Source organism: Roseomonas genomospecies 6 (genome assembly GCF_008365375.1).
Taxonomy (GTDB): Bacteria; Pseudomonadota; Alphaproteobacteria; order Azospirillales; family Azospirillaceae; genus Azospirillum.
This window is the reverse complement of the sequence record NZ_QOKW01000022.1, coordinates 76,747-93,065: the sequence shown is the minus strand read 5'-3', so window position 1 is coordinate 93,065 and position 16,319 is coordinate 76,747. Positions and strand designations below refer to the sequence as shown.

The window sequence follows — 16,319 nt, the reverse complement described above, 5'->3', positions numbered from 1 at the left end:
GAAACAGAGTGGGTTTGATGAACCATGTCCAGAGGACGCCCCAAGGGCAGCGGCTACGATGAAGACCATCTCGTGCGCGCGATGGAGGAGCGGATTTCGGCCGATCCTGGAATGTCCCTGAGCGCTGCCGCACGCGCCACCCTCGAAGCTCATGGCCATCAGCCTAGCAGTGCGAACGTCAGAAGGATGCTGCGCAAGATGAAACAGGATCACGCCCGTCAGGCAATGGACGCCGGCAACGTGTCGGACGCTTTCCGCTATTGCTACCGGTTCACCGGCGGCCAACTGCGACCGCTGAGCGATCCTCCCGACTGGTTCCGCGACGCGTGGCTGGCCGATGATCTTGGGTTTGACGACCATCTGAAAAGGGTTGGTTGCTCGAAGGTCGAGGAATACTCTTACGGCGAAATGCTGATCGTGTGGAAGCACAACAGTGGGACCCGCATTGTGGATTACACCGATACCGAGGAACTGGTGTCTGTGACCCTGATCGACGATCCCGGCGAATACACCCTGTTCCGGGCAATGTACATCGCCCCGCTGGCGCAGATCATGATGAGCACCAGAGAGCATGATGCGTGGCTCGAAGATAGGAAAAAGTAAGAAGATCGGCGCCGTGGCGTGTGATGTCTTTCCGATGGAGATAAGATGTTCATAAGCACCAGCCCCGGTCCGACGAACCGGGGCTGGTGCTTATGAGGTCTCAATTCCGCGCGCATATGGTCTTCATCTCCACTCATCGAGGACCAATCCGATGCAGATGATTGACCCATCCATTTTCGTCCGTCCGGCTCGCCGAACTCCATTTCACGACCGGCTCGATAAGCTTTATGGCGAGGCTTTGGGCCGCGCGTTCAGCGACGCTGAACTTGACGATATGTGCGACCTGCTCATGACGATTTATCGGATGCACGAGGCCGAGGGCACCCTAGTGCACTGACGCAGACATAGGATTCACAACGGGTTGCCGACGTGCGATTCTGTCGGCATGGCCCAGACTGTCAGTGTCATTGTTGGAGCGGAGGATCGCGCGCGCTTGGCGGCGATCCTCGGCGACCGGAACCGCCCGCAGAAGCATGTGCAGCGGGCGACCATCATCGCGCTCTCGGCCGAACGGCGGCCCGTCCTGGAGGTCGCCCGGCGCGCGGGTGTGAGCCGCCCGGCGGTGTGGCGATGGCAGGTGCGTTACGCTGAACAAGGCGTGGACGGGCTGTTGCGCGACAAGACGCGCAAACCCGGCAAGGCCCCGCTGCCCACGGCGACCGTCGCCAAGGTTCTGGCCCTGACCTGCTCGGAGCCGCCCGGCGCCGTGACGCACTGGACCGGTCGGGCGATGGCCAAGACGGTCGGCATCAGCCTGCGCGCCGTGCAGCGCATCTGGGAGGCCAATCGCCTCCAGCCGCATCGCCTGCGCACCTTCAAGCGCTCCACCGACCCTGCGTTCGCGACCAAGGTCGAGGACATTGTCGGGCTCTACATGGATCCGCCCTGCCACGCGGTGGTGCTGTCCATCGACGAGAAGAGCCAAATCCAGGCACTCGACCGCACCCAGCCCGGCCTGCCGCTGAAGCCCGGCAAGTGCGGGACGATGACGCACGATTACAAACGCAACGGCACCACCACGCTGTTCGCCGCGCTGAACACGCTGGACGGCACCGTGGTCGGACGCTGCATGCCCAAGCACACCCACAAGGAGTTCATCAGGTTCCTGAATGCTGTCGAGCGCGCCGTCCCGGCGGGCAAGGTGATCCACGCCATCGTCGATAACTACGCCACCCACAAGCACCCCAAGGTGCTGGACTGGCTGGCCGATCATCCGCGCTGGGTCTTCCATTTCACGCCCAAATCGGCCTCGTGGATCAACGCCGTCGAGGGCTTCTTCTCGATCATTACGCGACGGAGCATCCGGCGTGGCGTCTTCAAATCCGTTGCTGATCTCCAGGACGCCATCACCCGCTACATCCGCGCGCACAACAAGGCCGCCAAGCCCTTTGTCTGGACCAAGCCCGCCGAAACCATCTTCGCGAAACTCGACCGACTGCCTGCACCTTCTGAATGAGTCGGTGCACTAGCGGTCCACTGAGCGCTCCGCACCTGATCAGGTAGAACCAGGGAGGATGACCATGACCGAAAACTACACCCATTCCCTCAGCATCGAGGCCTCCGTCCACCGTGAGCTGCGTCGCCTCGGCATGGACCTGGACGAGGCGCTCCGTATGTCCGTTTCGACCGACGGCGCATGGGGCCGGCTGGAGGACGATCAAGGTATCGTCTATGTTCCGGCCGACGCGCTGCTGGAAGCCCTGACCGGCCAGACAGCCGCCGTCGATCTGCGCGCCATCATCGACCGCCTGGCGGCCGACACGGTGCCTGACGCCGTGTTCTGGTGAGCGGAAGAGCCGGAAAAAGAAAAGGCCGCAGCCAGGTTCGGCGCGGCCTTGAGTCTAGAGAGGAAACGAAACCAAGTGCGCAAGTGAACAGTCGTACGGCGTGGTTAACAGTGCGTGAATCGCTTTTGAAAAACGCACAGCTACCTCCATTTCGTGTAAATGGTCAGGTATTTTCTTCAGAGTCTCAAGGCGCCAACTGCTTTGCATTTTATGGTTATTGATCGTGACTGACGGTCGAGCCGATTCCGGGCGCGCTCCCTGTCGGGTGCGGCGTTTTAGCCCGTTCGTCCGAGTTGCGCCCGTCGTGTTGCTTGGCCATCCTCGCAGCTAGAACTAAACGGGAACGGCGGCGGAAGATGGACGGCGGATTCGGAAGCACAGCGGGCACGCCGGTCGAGGACTGGATCAGCTTCCGGTTCGCCGGCGACCTCCATATCGTGGCTCGGGACGGTGTCCGGTGGATCGTGTCCTCGGCCATAGCCGAGATGACTGGGACGGTCGCCCGACCATACTCCGGGCGGTTGCTTCGTCTGGGAAAACCGGCCGGCAGCCTTCACCCGCACGCCGCCGCGGCCGTTCGGAGCTTCCTGGCATCCCAGTGTTGCGAGCCCGAGATGATCGACCGCATTTTGGCGGATATGAGCAACTCGTCCCGAGCAGGAGAGTATCAGTTTTGATTTATTCACGGCACATCAGAGCACAGACCGGCAATACAATGCCGAGCAATTCAGGGATTCCCAATTTCTGATTTTCCGGAAAATCGGAAAATTTGCCCCGCCATGATCGGGCATGTCTTGCCCAACCCAGCTCTATTCGCGCCGGTTTCCACCCTACGCCGGGTGGAGTATTGCTGTTTGACTTGACCTGTGGCACGCTGACGGCGTGAGGAGGGCTGGCCTCCCTACGATCAGGAGGCAGGCTCGTGTTGCGCGTCGATGTCGATCTCGTTCCCCGCGGAGGACAGCCTGGTCGGCGCGTGGCGCGCGTCTGGGCTCTTGAGGCGACCGGGTTGATCCCTGCTGCACGCGCGACGGCCTACATGGTGGCCGTCGCGGAGCCTTGGAAGTCGTTCGTCTCGCGATCGAGGCGCATGAAACCAACACCCTGCGGGAGCTGCCGGGGGACCTCAACGAGCACCTGCGTTTTGAGATCGATTTTGAGGAACATGTCGAAGCCATCGGCTCTGCTCTGCAGACCCTGACGGACCGGTGAAAGAGCCATGACGTCGAGCGCACCCCTCCCCTTGATCGACAACTGGCGCCTCATCCAGACCGAGGCCAACGCTGTGCTGATCGGTCGCGTGAGCGGCCGACCGCGAACCCCGGATGGTGCCATCGTGGTCACCTCGCCCGTCTCGCAACTGGACGAAGGCGCCGGTACGGCGACCACGCGTTCGGGCACCGTCTACCGGCTCGGCGTGCCTTGGTCGGCCGACGAGGCGCTGCCGGACGGCTATCGGCGCGCGCTGATTCAAAAAATGGCCGCCGCTGGTGGTGGAACGCTGACCGAGTCACGGCTCGCTGCGATCAGCGCGGTGGCCGCGCGCTGCTGCCGGGCGGGGGCCAAGGTCGATGAGGCAATCCTGGCGCGCCTGCGGCCGGTCAGCATGTCGTGGAACGATGTGCACCTCCGGGCGCCGTGGGCAACGGACAAGCAGAGCTGAATTGGAGGCAACCGTGGCACGAGCCGAAAATTACCGGATCATCGCGGCGCGCGGGCAGGACGAGGATGACCTTTTCCTGCTGCTGCTCGGCCGCTTTTACGGCCGCCGCGGCATCCCCGACGGCTCCTGGAGCTGCAGTAGCAGCATCGTTAAAGTCGCCGATGACCACGTCATGACTGAGAGCGGCGCGCGCTACGATCTTGGCGAGTCCTGGCCAGCCGACAAAGTCATTCCCGCGCAAGACCCGTTGTTGGCGCGCGCCGGCCGGAATGCCGGGGTCATGACGATGGAGGGCATGGAGCGGCTGGTCAAATACGTGGACTCGATTTGCCAGCCGGAAGCCGCCGCGACCGAAGATGAACTGGCACGGTTTCGTCGGAATACTGCCGACGACGCAGCGCCGGACGAAGAGCCGTCATGGACTGACGAAGACCTCGATTTTTGAGGAGAACTGGTCATGCGCGAGGACTTGCAGGAGCGCCTGTTCGACGCCCACCCTGCGCTTTTCCAGGACCGTGAGGCGACCCCGCTGGTCTACGGCGTCGAGTGCGACGCTGGCTGGTATCCCATTCTCGACGCGCTCTGCTCGGTCCTTATCGCGCGTGCCGAACGGGCCGGCTCATGGCCGGCCCGTTTCCACCAGCTCAAGGAGAAATTTGGTGGCCTACGCGTCTACGGCGACACCGAGGGCGACTACGAGTGTGGCGCGATTACCGCCGCCGAGAGGATGTCATGGCATATCTGCGAGCGCTCCGGGCGACCGGGTAAGCTGCGCGTTCGTCGCGGCTATTACCTGACCCTGGCTGACCACATTGCTGCGCAGGAGGGCTTCGCCACCGTTCACCAACTCCCCAGCCACGCCGAGGCGGAGCGGCGGCTGCATGGCGTGCGTGCCGAACTGGCGCCCGGCCCGGTCGATGTGCCTCCGGGCTGGCGCCATCTGGTCGAAGCACTGCTCGACGGTCTGGCGTGGGAAGATCAGCAGAAGCCGGAGCTTTCCGATCTGAGGGTACTGCGCGTGTCGGCCGAGTCCGGCCAACTGGTGCTGGTCGTGAAAGGCGCGGATCAGCGGCAGGCCGGCCAGATCGCCCTGGCAATCGCGCTGTGCGACCGCATCGACCCGGAGACCGGCGCACCCCGCGAGGACCTGGAGGCAGCGTCATGACACAGGGTGTCCCTGACCTCAGCCGATACGTCGCCCTCGATTGCGAGGCGAGCGGGTTGGAGCCGCGCGAACTCACGTTCCCGGTCAGCGTCGGAGTCAGCTTCTCGGACCTGACCACCCGACATTGGCTCATCCGGCCGGCCAAGGAGTGGCTCAACTGGCCCTGGGACCCGGCGGCTGAGGCAATCCATGGCATCAGCCGGGACATGCTCCTGGCCGAGGGATTACCCGTGGAGCAGGTCGCTGCCGAACTGGCAGACGTTGTCGCCGGCCGCACCTGCGTGTCTGACTCCGACCGCGACATCGGCTGGATCCGCACGCTCTACCGGGCGACCGGCCAGCACGGCGCCCCCTTTCCGCATCAGGAATGGTACGACGTGTTGGAACGGATTGCGAAGACCAAGGTGAGCGGCCCCATTGCCGGCCTCGCACTGATCGACGACGCGGTGAACGGCGCTCGCCGCAGGTATCCGCCGACCCACAAGGCCGACGAGGATGCCCGGACGGTGATGGCGACGCTCCGGCTGATCGCAGGGATCGACACATGACCGACCGGAAATCTCCAAGCCACGCCGAGGTGCTCTCGTTGGCGCTCCAGCGCCCCCGTGAGTTTCGCGTGCGCCTCGCCCCCGGCGCCGACGGCCAAGTCTACGTCACGGTTGACGAGACCGAACTGTGGCGACGCCGCACCTGGCGACGCCGCACCGCCGTTGCGGACGCGCTCCTAGCGCCGTCCCTGGCGGCCGCATGCATTGAGGATCTGCTTGGGGACCTCGTTGACCGAGAGAGCGGTGACGTGCGGGCGATGTTCGGCGTGTTCGCGCCCGACGACGATCGGTGGCCCCTGCCGACCACAAAGGAGGAGCCGTGACGCGAATAGAAAACCTGCGCTCCTACGGCTACTGGCGGACTCGCTCCGACGACTTTTGGTGCGACTTTTTGCCGGAGGAAGCGGAAACCCGCCGCAAACACGAACACCTGTTGTTCTTGTCCTGCCGATACACGATGCGATTTGGTGGCACGGACGAGGGCGCCGATCTTTTGCTCAGACTTGGGGACCCGTACCATCACCACGCCTACACTTTCGTCGGTGGCGGGACCTATTCAGGTGCCGGCCAGCCGTTGTGCCGGGTGCCCCAATGCAAGCGGCTGGCCGAGCGCTGGGAGAAGTGGATTTGCGTGGATTTCAAAGGGCTACTGCTGCGGCAGCCGCGCCTGGATCTACGCGAGACCATCTCCCGAGTCAGTGAAAACTTCGATGCGTCATCTTGGCCTTACTCTTATGAGAAAAAGCTGCTGAAATGGGTTGATCGGGAAGATTACGACGCTGAAGACCTCGTCTCCTTTCGCATCGGCGTTTCACAACAGCATTACAATCGTCTCGTACGTCTACGCCGTCTAACGCGTCCAGGTTGGTGGTGGTGGGACGATGACCTCGGGCGCGTGGTCTGGCGGGAGCAGGAGGACGAAACATGAGCGCGCAGATCATCCCCTTCCAACCGCGCCGCCCCAGCCAGCCGGTCACGCAGGACATTGCGCAGGCCGACATTGAGCGCGTCCTCACGGCCATCGAGACGTTTTGCGTCCGCCACAACCGGCGGCGCCTCGCTGGGGAGGATACCGAGCAGGCCCTGATCTCACCTTGGTCCGGCCGGGTCCAACGGAGCGCGGCCGGCATCGTCATGGCCACCAGCATCCCGTTCGCCAGGGTTGCGGCAATTTTGCGTGTTCTGGCCACCGAAGGCCGAATTTTCCTCGAAACCCGAGAAATCAGATCGGGACACGGTGCTCACCAAGTCACATTCGTGGAGCCCTCTCTGCTCCGGTGGTCGGAAATCGCGCCGGACGTAATCGCTCCGCCGTTCCTGGCTGGGGCGCGCCCGGCTGCCGGAGGAGGAGATCGACCATGACCAACATCGCCTCCGACGAGCCGATCCGCCTGGACAACATGGTGGTCCTTGATTTTGAGGCCTCCTGCTTCCCACAGGCCGGCAGCTATCCTATCGAGGTCGGCGTGGCGACGCTCGACGGCTGGAGCGCCGGCTGGCTGATCCGGCCGACGGCGGACTGGCTTCGGAACGGCGTCTGGGACCTTGCGGCGGCTCGCACGCACGGCATCACTATGGAGATGCTGCAGCAGGACGGCCTCGATCCGGCCGCCGTCGTCCAGGAACTCGACCAGGTGCTGCTGCCCGGCCGCCCGGTGTTCTCTGACGCTGCCGGCGCCGAAACATTTTGGCTGGGCGCGCTTTATGCGGCGGTCGGCCGCGAGCCGCCGGTCGTCATCGAGCCCCTCCAGCCGGTCCTGGAGGGGCTGACGAGCGGTGGCCTGTACGCCGCCGGCGAGATTGACGCAGCCGAATACGAGGCTGCCCTGGGTTGGCCTACGCGCCACCGCGCAGAGCCGGACGCGCGTCGGCTGGCCGAGGTCGTGAGGATCCTGGCCGGGATTAGGTGAGGGAGGTCTGCATGGAGCGACCGAACGGTTTTTACTGGATCCGGGTGAGCCAGAGCGACGATTGGGAGCCAGCCCGCTGGGATTCCACACGGGCCTCCTGGCAGTTGCTCGGCGGGGATGCTGATCTGCAGCACCACGACCCGGCCGAGATTGGTGACCGGATCGAGGCACCAGGCCGACCGGCACCGACCGGAGACCTCACACCCCGAACGCCAGCAGGTGCCCTTGGCCTGCGACCGGGATGGCAAGAGCTTTTTGACAAGCCGGACACAACCGACTTCCCTGACCGCGATCAACCGCCCCTGCCCCCAGCCGTTACTCTCGACGATCTCCTGGCCGATATGCCGCCGGCGCCGGAACGTCCTCCGCGCGCCCCTGAGCCGATGAATGATCTTGTCGCCCGCGCCCGCTGGTGGGCTGAGGTCCAGGCCGCAGAAGACCCAAACGGCCGCCGGGCAGAGGACACGCTGTATGCCGCGCTCGCCAAGGAAATTGAACGACTGCGGGCGGACCTCGATGCACTGGAGGCGAAACGGAGGGCGGCGGATGAGGCCGGCAAGACTCCGTTTGAGATCAACCACATCCGTTGGCAAAAGCGAAAGGACGAACTGCTGCGCGAGGTGGCCACGCTCCCGGGGCACCTGGTTGCAGCGTGGCTGCGGGACGGTAAGGTGTTCGGCGTGATCGCGGAGGACGGCGAAACACGGGTTCCGGCGTTCCAGATCACCAAAGGCAAGCCGCATCCTCTGATCGGTCAGCTGCTGCAGATCCTGAGGCCGCGGAGATCGGACTGGGAGATCTTCTCCTGGTTCGCGCGCCCGGACACATGGACCTGCCGCGGTCGGCGGCCGTTGGAACTTCTCGACGAGGACCCCGCCGCGGTGCTTGACGCCGCGCGGCATCATGTTGAAGAGCGCTGGGACTGAGCGGGAGGGACGGTGTCATGCCAATCGATTACGAGCAGCATTTGCTGGACCGCGCCCGCGAGATCGTCACGGCGGCCGGTGGCGACGCGTCCCGGATTGAGGTCCTGCACCGGCTGAAGCCTTGGGCAGGAACATCGGACAGCCTGCTCTGGCTCGTCGTGGACGCGCAAGGACGCCGGTTTGTCGTCGTCCCGGATGCCGCGGCTGGACCGGAGGTGGTCACGCCAGACTGGTGCCGCCTGCAAGCTCATCGGCTTGAGGCGTCGGCTGAGGAACTCCGGTGTGTCGCCGCGGCGGCCGAGGAGGAAGGTCGGCAGGCCCCGCGCAAGCCCGAGACTTGGTCGAATTGCATCATCGTGTCCGGCATCAAGGTCGGCGTTGCGACGCTGGAAGAGCAATGCGCGCGCGGCCATCGGTCGGCAGCAGGATGGGAGCCGCCGGATGAGGACCCGTTGATCTGGACGGACGATCCGCAGCGTCTCATCCTCGATGCCGAGCAAGGCCCTGATCTGCTGCGTCGCCTGCTCAAGAGCGCGCGCCGGCATGGCCGAGAAGTTGCGTACGACTGGGGCGAGCTTGGAGATGCCTCTCGGATGATCGTCATCGTGAACGGAGCATACCGGCCGACGTCACTATTGCTCCGCACTCTCGGTCGGCAATCCATCGACGAGAACTTCCCAGCGATTCTCGACGAAAAGCCGGACGACGTGATGTTCTTTGACGACGACCAGCCCACCGACAATCCAACGACACACTGGCGGCTGGCCTCCTGCGAGGTTTGCGGCGACCAGCTTTTGCCCGGCAAGCGCGTCTGCTCCTGCGGTTTCTGTTTGCTGCACCCGTCCCAGGCCAGCGTGATAGGCTTGTGGCAGGGCGCGGTGGTTTACGCGGGACTGGGACCGGGACCGGTGGAGTGGCGACACGATGCGCCGCCGCAGGAGATCGGCGCGTCCATCCTCATCCGCATGCCGCAGATCGACGGTTTTCGGGTGCGCCCCGAGGGGCCTGCTGTGCGGCAGCCGGAACATGCGGTCGTCGCCACCCTGGATTCGAACGGTTGGCGCATCGGTGAGGGCTCGTATACCGGGGAGCCCGAGCACGGATGGGCTCTCTGCAAGGGAGGACCGGAGCATGACTGAGACCGACTGGATACTGGAGGACGGCGTGTGGACGCGGAGGCACGGTGATCTCGTCGCGCTCGTCTGGCGAGCAGCACCTGGCGGCGCCTACGCCTATACCGTCACGTCGGCGGACAACCCAAGGCCGCGGCGTGACAGTCTGGGGTCAGGGCCGGACCTCGACGAGGTGCGGGGACGCGCCGACGAGACCCTGCGCCGATATGCGCAACACGCGGCAGACGAGGTCGCGCTGCGCCTGCTGATCGATCGGCGGCGCGCAGGGGCATTCGTCGATCTTGACGAATGCGAAGCCACGATTCTGCAGCGGACGCCGCGCTCGGAGAGTGCCAAGCGTAGTGAGTGAGTGAGTGGGCCCCTGCCCGCCTCTCTCCAAGCGCCACCGCCGCCGGCTTATTTTCCTGACGCCGCTCACGGCCGCGGCGACGGCCAGGTGACTGCGTAGGGAGGCCTCGGGCGCCAGCACCAGGAACATCCCGCCGGCGGCTGAGGCCAAGACAGCGAGCTTCGCAGGACGGGCGCGGAGCGCCCTGCGACCCGGCCGCGTCGGCGCTCCGAATGACCCTGCAGGATATGGCTGTCGGCCCACCCGAATGTCAGCGAGGGCCAAGCAATTCAATGGTTTCGTCGAGGGGCTTCTGCAGCACGAAGCTTCGGCCGGCTGCGACAAGAATAGTGCTGTCGCGGGCTGGATCGGCATCTCCCGCCAAGCTGATCGAGCCCGGACGGATGGCGATCCTGAGCCCATCCTGATTGGTCAAGCAAACGAAACCTCCGACCCGCTCACCGTCCCAGTCGCCGCTCATGCCGTCCTCCTCTCCGTTGGCAATCAGACAGGAGAACATTACCAGAACTAGGACAGGAGTCCAAGCCCTCCAGACGGCCTACCCAACCGCATCTTAGTTTCGTCCGCCTATTTTCGTTCCAGCTTGCGGGGCGCCGTGAGATGATGGTGCGGCTAGGGAGGCGAGGGATGGCGCGGCGTCGGGGACCGAAGGTCAAGCGGACACAGCAACTGGAGAAACACGCCCGCCTCGACGGCGACGCCGACATACTCTTCAACCTGTTCCTCGATGGCGATGGCGAAGAACGGCCAGCCTGGATTGCGTTCCGCGCGACGGAACAGGGGGCGCAGGCTTTCACCAACACCGAACATGCCCTACCCGATGTGGTCGCGGAATCCGGTCCCGCCCTGCGCTCGAAGATCGTGGCGCTCATCGCTGCCAACCCGGCCGTGATCTGTGACACCTACGAGCAGGCCAGGGATCGGTATTGGCGACTGCAGCGCGATGACCGGGATGACCGCGACCGCCTGGAGCGGCTGGCGCGCGAATGGACGGTTGAGAACCACATCGACGTCGGGGGTGGCCTGTGGGTTGCTCACGTCAGCACGACAGAGTTGATCGTGCCGAAACCCCGGGCGAAACCTCGGCCAGGGAAGACGTGGCATTTCGTCTTCGGCCGCACCGAGACGGGAGACCCAGTCGAACTCTACGGTTACGAGACGCGCGAAGACCTCGCGACACGCGCGCCGACGGCGCGGGAGGCCATGCGGCACCTGACCCATGTTCTTCGAGATGTCGAGACGGTGAGCGGGTTCTCGGATCCGGACGACGCGCGGATTCTCTTTGCCCTCCTTCGGGCGAAGCTCACCGGGCGGCCACCTGTCCCGATCGAAGGCCGACCGCTGCCGGCATTCCAGGTCATCGAGGCATGGCCGCTGGCCGGTCGGAAAAAGGCGGTGTTGGCCCGGTCCGGTGACCGTTGGCTGACCGTCGAAACCCGGCCGCCGGACAGGTATCGGCGGGACGCCTTTCCCATGGCGCAGACCGGCTGGGAAAAGACCTTCCTGGACGACGAGACAGCCGCGGTCGGGCGTTTTTTCGCCCGCGGTCTGGGGATGTCGGAGGCGAAAGCCAAGGAGGAACTGAAGCGGATCCGGAAGACTGACCGGCATGGAAAGCTGATCAGCGAGGCGATCTGCCGCGGCTTCGCTCTTCATGCGGTCGCTGTCCTGTCGGATGGCAGGAGCGCCTTGCACGCCTCCTGCGCCTGGCCGGCCGAGCGTTTTGCACCGGACGACCTGAAGCGTCCGACGGACCTCATTATCCTTCAGGAAGGATACCGGGCCTGGGAACTGGACGAGGCTGGGGAGCACAGCCTCGCATTGCTCAGCCTCGACCCACAGATCCTGCCGTCCGTGGCCGCGAATGGCGTCGTTGCTGCCAGTCGTGAGAAAATCCTGGATGCCCTGAGGACGGTGGACGTTGGTTTCGCGAGCGCTTCGGCTGCCGACGCCGCCTGGGAGCAGCTTGTGTCGGCCGGGGTCGTTACGGCCACGACCACCGGCGAGGAGCGGGCATCCGAGCCGAGGGGCAATGCCTATCTAACGGAGCGCATCGCCGAGTTTTGCGCGTGGAGCGCCGAGGTCGCGGGCGTGCACAACACCGGCGGCGCTGGGAACGAAAATAAGGGGGACGAAACTCCATCGCCTCGCAAAGCGGGCGGTCGTAGCCTTGGCCGCCGAAAACTGACGCAGGCCGATGTCGTGGAGGGCAGGACCGCCCCGGTCGCCATCGAGAACGAAAAGGGGGGCGACGAAACTCCGGCACCTCGTCAGGCCGGTCGTCGTCGTCGCGTCAACCAAGAGCCTGACCACGCCGTTGATGGTGGCGCCCCGGTCGCCGCGGGGAACGAAAACGAGGGGGACGAAACTCCGCCCAGACACGCCGGCGGTCGTCCACGCATCCACGAGAGCGACGCGGCACGTAGGCGGGCCTGGCGCGCCCGCAAACGCGCCGAAGCACGGGAGAAGGCCAAGGCCAGTCCTGCTGCACCACCCAAGCACGGGCGACCTCGCCTGTATGTGGACGACAAGGCGCGCAAACAGGCGTTTTTGGAGCGGCGGCGGGCCGAAAAGGCGGCCCTGGACGACACCGAATAGCTCGTCGGCCCGGTGATCATGGTCAGCGCCGCGTCCACAACACGCACCGCAGCCAGGGTGGACGTTGCTCTAGGTTGCTCGACCAAGGACGCCGGATAAGCAGCATCTAACCAGTCATCGTTCTTGCCGGTTACAAACCGATCCCTCACATGATGCGCATATGCTGAAAACCACACAGTGATTTTCGGAGGGGTGCAGGGATGGCGGGGAAGACCAAGACAAACAAAGCCGGCAAGCAAGCGCTCCAGCGTCAGCTGCACGCCAACCGAGCCTCGCAGGGCTGGGAGGTCGTCCAGGTCCTCGTTCCGCCGACGCTCTCCGAGATCATGGAGCAGCAGCGCGGCGACCTGCCCCGCTCTCAATGGCTGGCCATGACCGCCGCGCGCAGCGTCGGCCTGGCGCTGACACCCGATCAACTGGAGCGCAAGCGCGGCCGGCCAGCCACCTCGACCAAGCCGAAGCCCATCCCATACATCCCGTTCGACCCATCGCGCCCGGTCGTGCTGAGCGAGATCGGCTGGGGGATGCGCGAAGAGGGCGTGCTGGGCGACGGCGTGATGGCTGTCGGCGACATCGGCGACCGGACGGGCCTGCTTTGGCGGAAGTTTGGGAAATTCGCCGGTTACGAACCCTACTACGACGCTCGCAACGCCGGCGTTTGGGCACGCACCTACTGGTCGGTGCCGTCCCGCGCCGCCGAACGCATCGTCGAACGGGCGCGTGCCGGCGGCGCGATCATCGTCCCCCTGCATGTGCGCGACTGGGTCGGCATCACGGTCCATATGCACCCCATGCGGGACCGCACTGACCGGCAGCCGGTGGCCTGGGCGCCACGCATCGACATCGACGATATCGAGCGGGCCTGCGCGGGCGACCGGCGACGCCTGGCCGATTTCCTGGTGGCCAACGGCGGTCCGCTTGGTGGCCTGCCGTGGTTCCGCGCCGCCGGCGGGGACCAGTTCTTCGCCGCCGCGATCTCCGCCGGCGAATTCCAGGAAATCCGCGAAAAGCTGGAGGCGCGCGGTGTCCGCGTGATCGAGAGCGAGCCGGTCGGCCTATCAAAAGAGCCGGTGACCGCGCGCTACGACGACATGGGGCTCTCGGTGAGGGTCACCCGCGACCGCGGCGACCGCCGACACCTGCGCCTGTCGCCCGCGTCCAACGACCTCGGCCGGTTCCCGGCGGAGATCACCCTGCCCGCCCCTCGTTGGCGCGATCAGGCCATTGCCCTGGCGGAAATGGGCGTGATCATCCAGGAGATCGACCGCCCGGAAAGCCGGATCCCCGATGTCCACTGGGACACGATCCCGGGCTGGTCAGCTCCGGCAGCCAACGGCTATCTGCTGCGCGATTACCAGCGCGAAGGTGTCCGGTTTTTCTTGTCGAAGCGGATGAGGGCCGTCTGCGGCGACGAGATGGGGCTCGGGAAAACCGGCGAGGCCATCGCCGCTGCCACGGCCGCTGGGTACCGGAAAAATCTGGTCATCTGCCCGAAAAACGCTGTTGGCGTCTGGCGCCGCCAGATTGCCGAATGGGCCGCACCCGGCATGGCACCGGAGATCGTCGTGATCCGCTCCTCCACGGACATCCCGCCCCTGCCGACCGGCGAGGATCGGGTCGGCTGGGTCATCGTGACGTACGACACATTGACGCCGCGCAAGGAGACCGTCAGCATCCCCGAGCGGCTGATCGAGCAGGTCACCACCTTGCTCCAGGAGGCCGGCGCCAGCCACCTGTTCGACGAGGAAACGCGGAAAATCACACTCGACCCGGCAGACCCGGAAAGCCTGCAGCCGCTGCTCGCCGTCCGCGCCGACCTTGATGATCTCCCCGCCGATCTGCGCCGGATTCCTACCGCGCTCGACCGCGTGCTGGGGCCGGTGTCGCAGGCACTGAAAGCGTGGAACCCGCACCTCACCATCGTGGACGAGGCGCACCGCATCAAGAACAAGGCCGCGCGCCGCACCGGCGTCGTCCGCGCCCTAACGAGCGAGCCAACCCGTGGTGCCCTGCTGCTGACCGGCACGCCACTGCGCAACAAGGCCGAGGAAGCCCTGGTCCTGGCCGAGGCGATCGTGCCGGTGGCCGAGATGCGTCGCCATCTCCAGCGCATTGGATCATCGGAGGTGGACGCTGCCAAGGCCCTGCTCGGGGCGATCATGATTCGGCGAACCAAAGACCAGGTACTCAAGGAACTGCCGCCGAAAATCCGAACCCGGATCGACCTGGATCTGGAGAGCATCGCGGGATACGCGGAGGCAATGGCAGCGGCGCAGCAGGCGTTCGAGGATGCCCTCAAGGCTGGCCAGACGCTCGCCCAGGCGCGTATGGCGGCGCAGGGCAATTGGAGCCAGGCGCGGAAGGCGCTGGGCGTCGCAAAGGCCGCCAGCGGCCAGATCACCGACTTGGTCGAGGAGGTCGTCGCGGAAAAAGGATGCTGCCTGCTCTGGGCGCACCACCACGACGTGATCGACGAGCTGGCCCGCCAGCTGCGCGACATCGGTCTGAGGGTGGCCACGGTTGACGGCCGCACCAGCCAAGGCGACCGCGACGAGGCCGAACGCGCGTTCCAGACCGGTGAGATCGACGTTTTCCTCGGTGGCATCACCGCGGCCGGCGAAGCCCTCACGTTGACCAGGGCGGACACCTCGATTTTCGCGGAGGCCAGCGTGGTTCCTGCCGAGATGTTGCAGGCCGAAGATCGCGGGCATCGCCTGGGTCAAACGGCGGCCGGATACTCGGTGATGACCTGCCTGGCGCTCGCTGGCGCGCCAATCGAGGTGGACGAGATCGCTTGGCGGATCGTGCAGCGCAAGGTCGGCGAGATCAACGCGGTGCTGGGCGAACATCGCACGCTCGACCCAGAGGCGCAGGCGCTGATTGACGGCGCGGGGGACGCCTCGGACGTGCTGGCTGCCCTGGCACTGGCGACCTACCGGGAGAAGGGCGGTGAGTCACCGGCGGCCGGAAAAACGGAAAAGCCGAAGAAGACCAAGGGGAAGAAAGCGAAAGCTTGAGATCAGTAGCCCCAGCGGCGCCCTTGGCGCCGCTGGGGCTACTGACACGTCACCAACTCCAAAATCCGCGCGCACATGAGATCTCACCAACCTGGGAGATCCTCATCATGACCAGCGCCATCCGTGATTCCGCTCTCTACAAGGCCCTGGACCGCCTCATCCGTCCCGCCGACGTTGTTCCCGACACTGACGACCTGGTGCAGATGATCGACGAGCACTTGGCCGAGATGAGACTCACGACGGTGCGCTCGGCCGCAAAGTCCATCGAGGACCAGATCAAGGGTCTTTCCATGATCGAGCCGTCCGCGAAGGCAGGCTACGAGGATTTTTGGCAGCTCGCTCGCGAGCGCGCTGAGGCCGGCGAGAAGAATCCGTACCGGGTCGTCCCGAAGACGTCCGACATGGAGATCGGCACCCTCCGTCGGTTCGGCATCGAGGATACCCCCGAGACCGCCGCCGCGGCATGCCTGTACAGCCTCGGCTGGCTGTCGGCCCTGGGGGAATTCGAGGAGCGGTTTAACGTCGATCCACTTGCGTCCTTCGAGGAGGCCGATGTCGTGGAGGCCGCGGTCCACGCTGCGTTCCCCGACCTGCCCTCGTCCTACTTCGGCTGAGCCTTG

At 65.2% G+C, this 16,319-nt stretch carries 20 protein-coding genes; 19 read left to right on the top strand and 1 reads right to left on the bottom strand.

The window, feature by feature from the left end; all coding sequences use genetic code 11:
* The first annotated feature begins 24 nt into the window (after window positions 1-24).
* From DS843_RS22955 to DS843_RS22885, 16 genes are all read left to right on the top strand, one after another.
* Window positions 25-603, top strand: a complete 579-nt coding sequence (locus DS843_RS22955; RefSeq protein WP_149471160.1) for a hypothetical protein — start codon at window positions 25-27, stop codon at window positions 601-603.
* Between the two features lie 151 nt (window positions 604-754).
* Window positions 755-940: a hypothetical protein gene (locus DS843_RS22950; RefSeq protein WP_149471159.1), complete on the top strand. Its 186-nt coding sequence runs from the start codon at window positions 755-757 to the stop codon at window positions 938-940.
* Window positions 941-988: 48 nt separating this feature from the next.
* Window positions 989-2,059, top strand: a complete 1,071-nt coding sequence (locus DS843_RS22945) for an IS630 family transposase (RefSeq protein ID WP_149471158.1) — start codon at window positions 989-991, stop codon at window positions 2,057-2,059.
* A gap of 64 nt (window positions 2,060-2,123) precedes the next feature.
* Complete coding sequence (locus DS843_RS22940) at window positions 2,124-2,390, top strand: hypothetical protein (protein WP_149471157.1); 267 nt, start codon at window positions 2,124-2,126, stop codon at window positions 2,388-2,390.
* 1,059 nt (window positions 2,391-3,449) lie between these two features.
* Window positions 3,450-3,602, top strand: coding sequence for a hypothetical protein (locus tag DS843_RS31330; protein WP_167525424.1), 153 nt, complete (start codon window positions 3,450-3,452; stop codon window positions 3,600-3,602).
* 7 nt (window positions 3,603-3,609) lie between these two features.
* Window positions 3,610-4,053 (top strand): hypothetical protein, encoded by a 444-nt coding sequence (locus DS843_RS22935; protein WP_149471156.1) that lies wholly within the window; start codon window positions 3,610-3,612, stop codon window positions 4,051-4,053.
* A gap of 13 nt (window positions 4,054-4,066) precedes the next feature.
* Entirely contained in the window at window positions 4,067-4,498 is a 432-nt protein-coding gene (locus DS843_RS22930; protein WP_149471155.1) for a hypothetical protein, read from the top strand.
* A 12-nt stretch (window positions 4,499-4,510) separates the two neighbouring features.
* The gene (locus DS843_RS22925) at window positions 4,511-5,218 is read left to right on the top strand and encodes a hypothetical protein (protein ID WP_149471154.1); all 708 of its coding nucleotides are present in this window, start codon (window positions 4,511-4,513) and stop codon (window positions 5,216-5,218) included.
* The gene (locus DS843_RS22920) at window positions 5,215-5,766 is read left to right on the top strand and encodes a 3'-5' exonuclease (protein ID WP_149471153.1); all 552 of its coding nucleotides are present in this window, start codon (window positions 5,215-5,217) and stop codon (window positions 5,764-5,766) included. Before DS843_RS22925 ends, DS843_RS22920 begins: the two co-directional genes overlap by 4 nt.
* Window positions 5,763-6,089: a hypothetical protein gene (locus DS843_RS22915; RefSeq protein ID WP_149471152.1), complete on the top strand. Its 327-nt coding sequence runs from the start codon at window positions 5,763-5,765 to the stop codon at window positions 6,087-6,089. The genes DS843_RS22920 and DS843_RS22915 overlap by 4 nt, the downstream gene beginning before the upstream one ends.
* Window positions 6,086-6,694, top strand: coding sequence for a hypothetical protein (locus DS843_RS22910; RefSeq protein ID WP_149471151.1), 609 nt, complete (start codon window positions 6,086-6,088; stop codon window positions 6,692-6,694). Before DS843_RS22915 ends, DS843_RS22910 begins: the two co-directional genes overlap by 4 nt.
* Entirely contained in the window at window positions 6,691-7,128 is a 438-nt protein-coding gene (locus DS843_RS22905; protein ID WP_149471150.1) for a hypothetical protein, read from the top strand. Before DS843_RS22910 ends, DS843_RS22905 begins: the two co-directional genes overlap by 4 nt.
* Window positions 7,125-7,676: a 3'-5' exonuclease gene (locus tag DS843_RS22900; protein WP_149471149.1), complete on the top strand. Its 552-nt coding sequence runs from the start codon at window positions 7,125-7,127 to the stop codon at window positions 7,674-7,676. The genes DS843_RS22905 and DS843_RS22900 overlap by 4 nt, the downstream gene beginning before the upstream one ends.
* 11 nt (window positions 7,677-7,687) lie before the next feature.
* The gene (locus DS843_RS22895; protein ID WP_149471148.1) at window positions 7,688-8,602 is read left to right on the top strand and encodes a hypothetical protein; all 915 of its coding nucleotides are present in this window, start codon (window positions 7,688-7,690) and stop codon (window positions 8,600-8,602) included.
* 17 nt (window positions 8,603-8,619) lie between these two features.
* Window positions 8,620-9,741 carry a hypothetical protein gene (locus DS843_RS22890; RefSeq protein ID WP_149471147.1) on the top strand — a complete coding sequence of 374 codons (1,122 nt, stop codon included), beginning with the start codon at window positions 8,620-8,622 and terminating at the stop codon, window positions 9,739-9,741.
* Window positions 9,734-10,084 (top strand): hypothetical protein, encoded by a 351-nt coding sequence (locus DS843_RS22885; RefSeq protein WP_149471146.1) that lies wholly within the window; start codon window positions 9,734-9,736, stop codon window positions 10,082-10,084. The genes DS843_RS22890 and DS843_RS22885 overlap by 8 nt, the downstream gene beginning before the upstream one ends.
* Window positions 10,085-10,334: 250 nt before the next feature.
* Here DS843_RS22885 and DS843_RS22880 read toward each other — a convergent pair whose 3' ends face one another.
* Window positions 10,335-10,544, bottom strand: a complete 210-nt coding sequence (locus DS843_RS22880) for a hypothetical protein (protein ID WP_149471145.1) — start codon at window positions 10,542-10,544, stop codon at window positions 10,335-10,337.
* A gap of 167 nt (window positions 10,545-10,711) precedes the next feature.
* On the opposite strand from DS843_RS22880, the gene DS843_RS22875 reads away from it, so the two are divergent.
* The 3 genes from DS843_RS22875 (at window position 10,712) to DS843_RS22865 (ending at window position 16,313) form a co-directional block, all read left to right on the top strand.
* Complete coding sequence (locus DS843_RS22875; RefSeq protein WP_149471144.1) at window positions 10,712-12,682, top strand: hypothetical protein; 1,971 nt, start codon at window positions 10,712-10,714, stop codon at window positions 12,680-12,682.
* A gap of 200 nt (window positions 12,683-12,882) precedes the next feature.
* Window positions 12,883-15,699 carry an SNF2-related protein gene (locus tag DS843_RS22870; protein ID WP_149471143.1) on the top strand — a complete coding sequence of 939 codons (2,817 nt, stop codon included), beginning with the start codon at window positions 12,883-12,885 and terminating at the stop codon, window positions 15,697-15,699.
* 107 nt (window positions 15,700-15,806) lie between these two features.
* Window positions 15,807-16,313: a hypothetical protein gene (locus DS843_RS22865; RefSeq protein WP_149471142.1), complete on the top strand. Its 507-nt coding sequence runs from the start codon at window positions 15,807-15,809 to the stop codon at window positions 16,311-16,313.
* Window positions 16,314-16,319 lie beyond the last annotated feature (6 nt).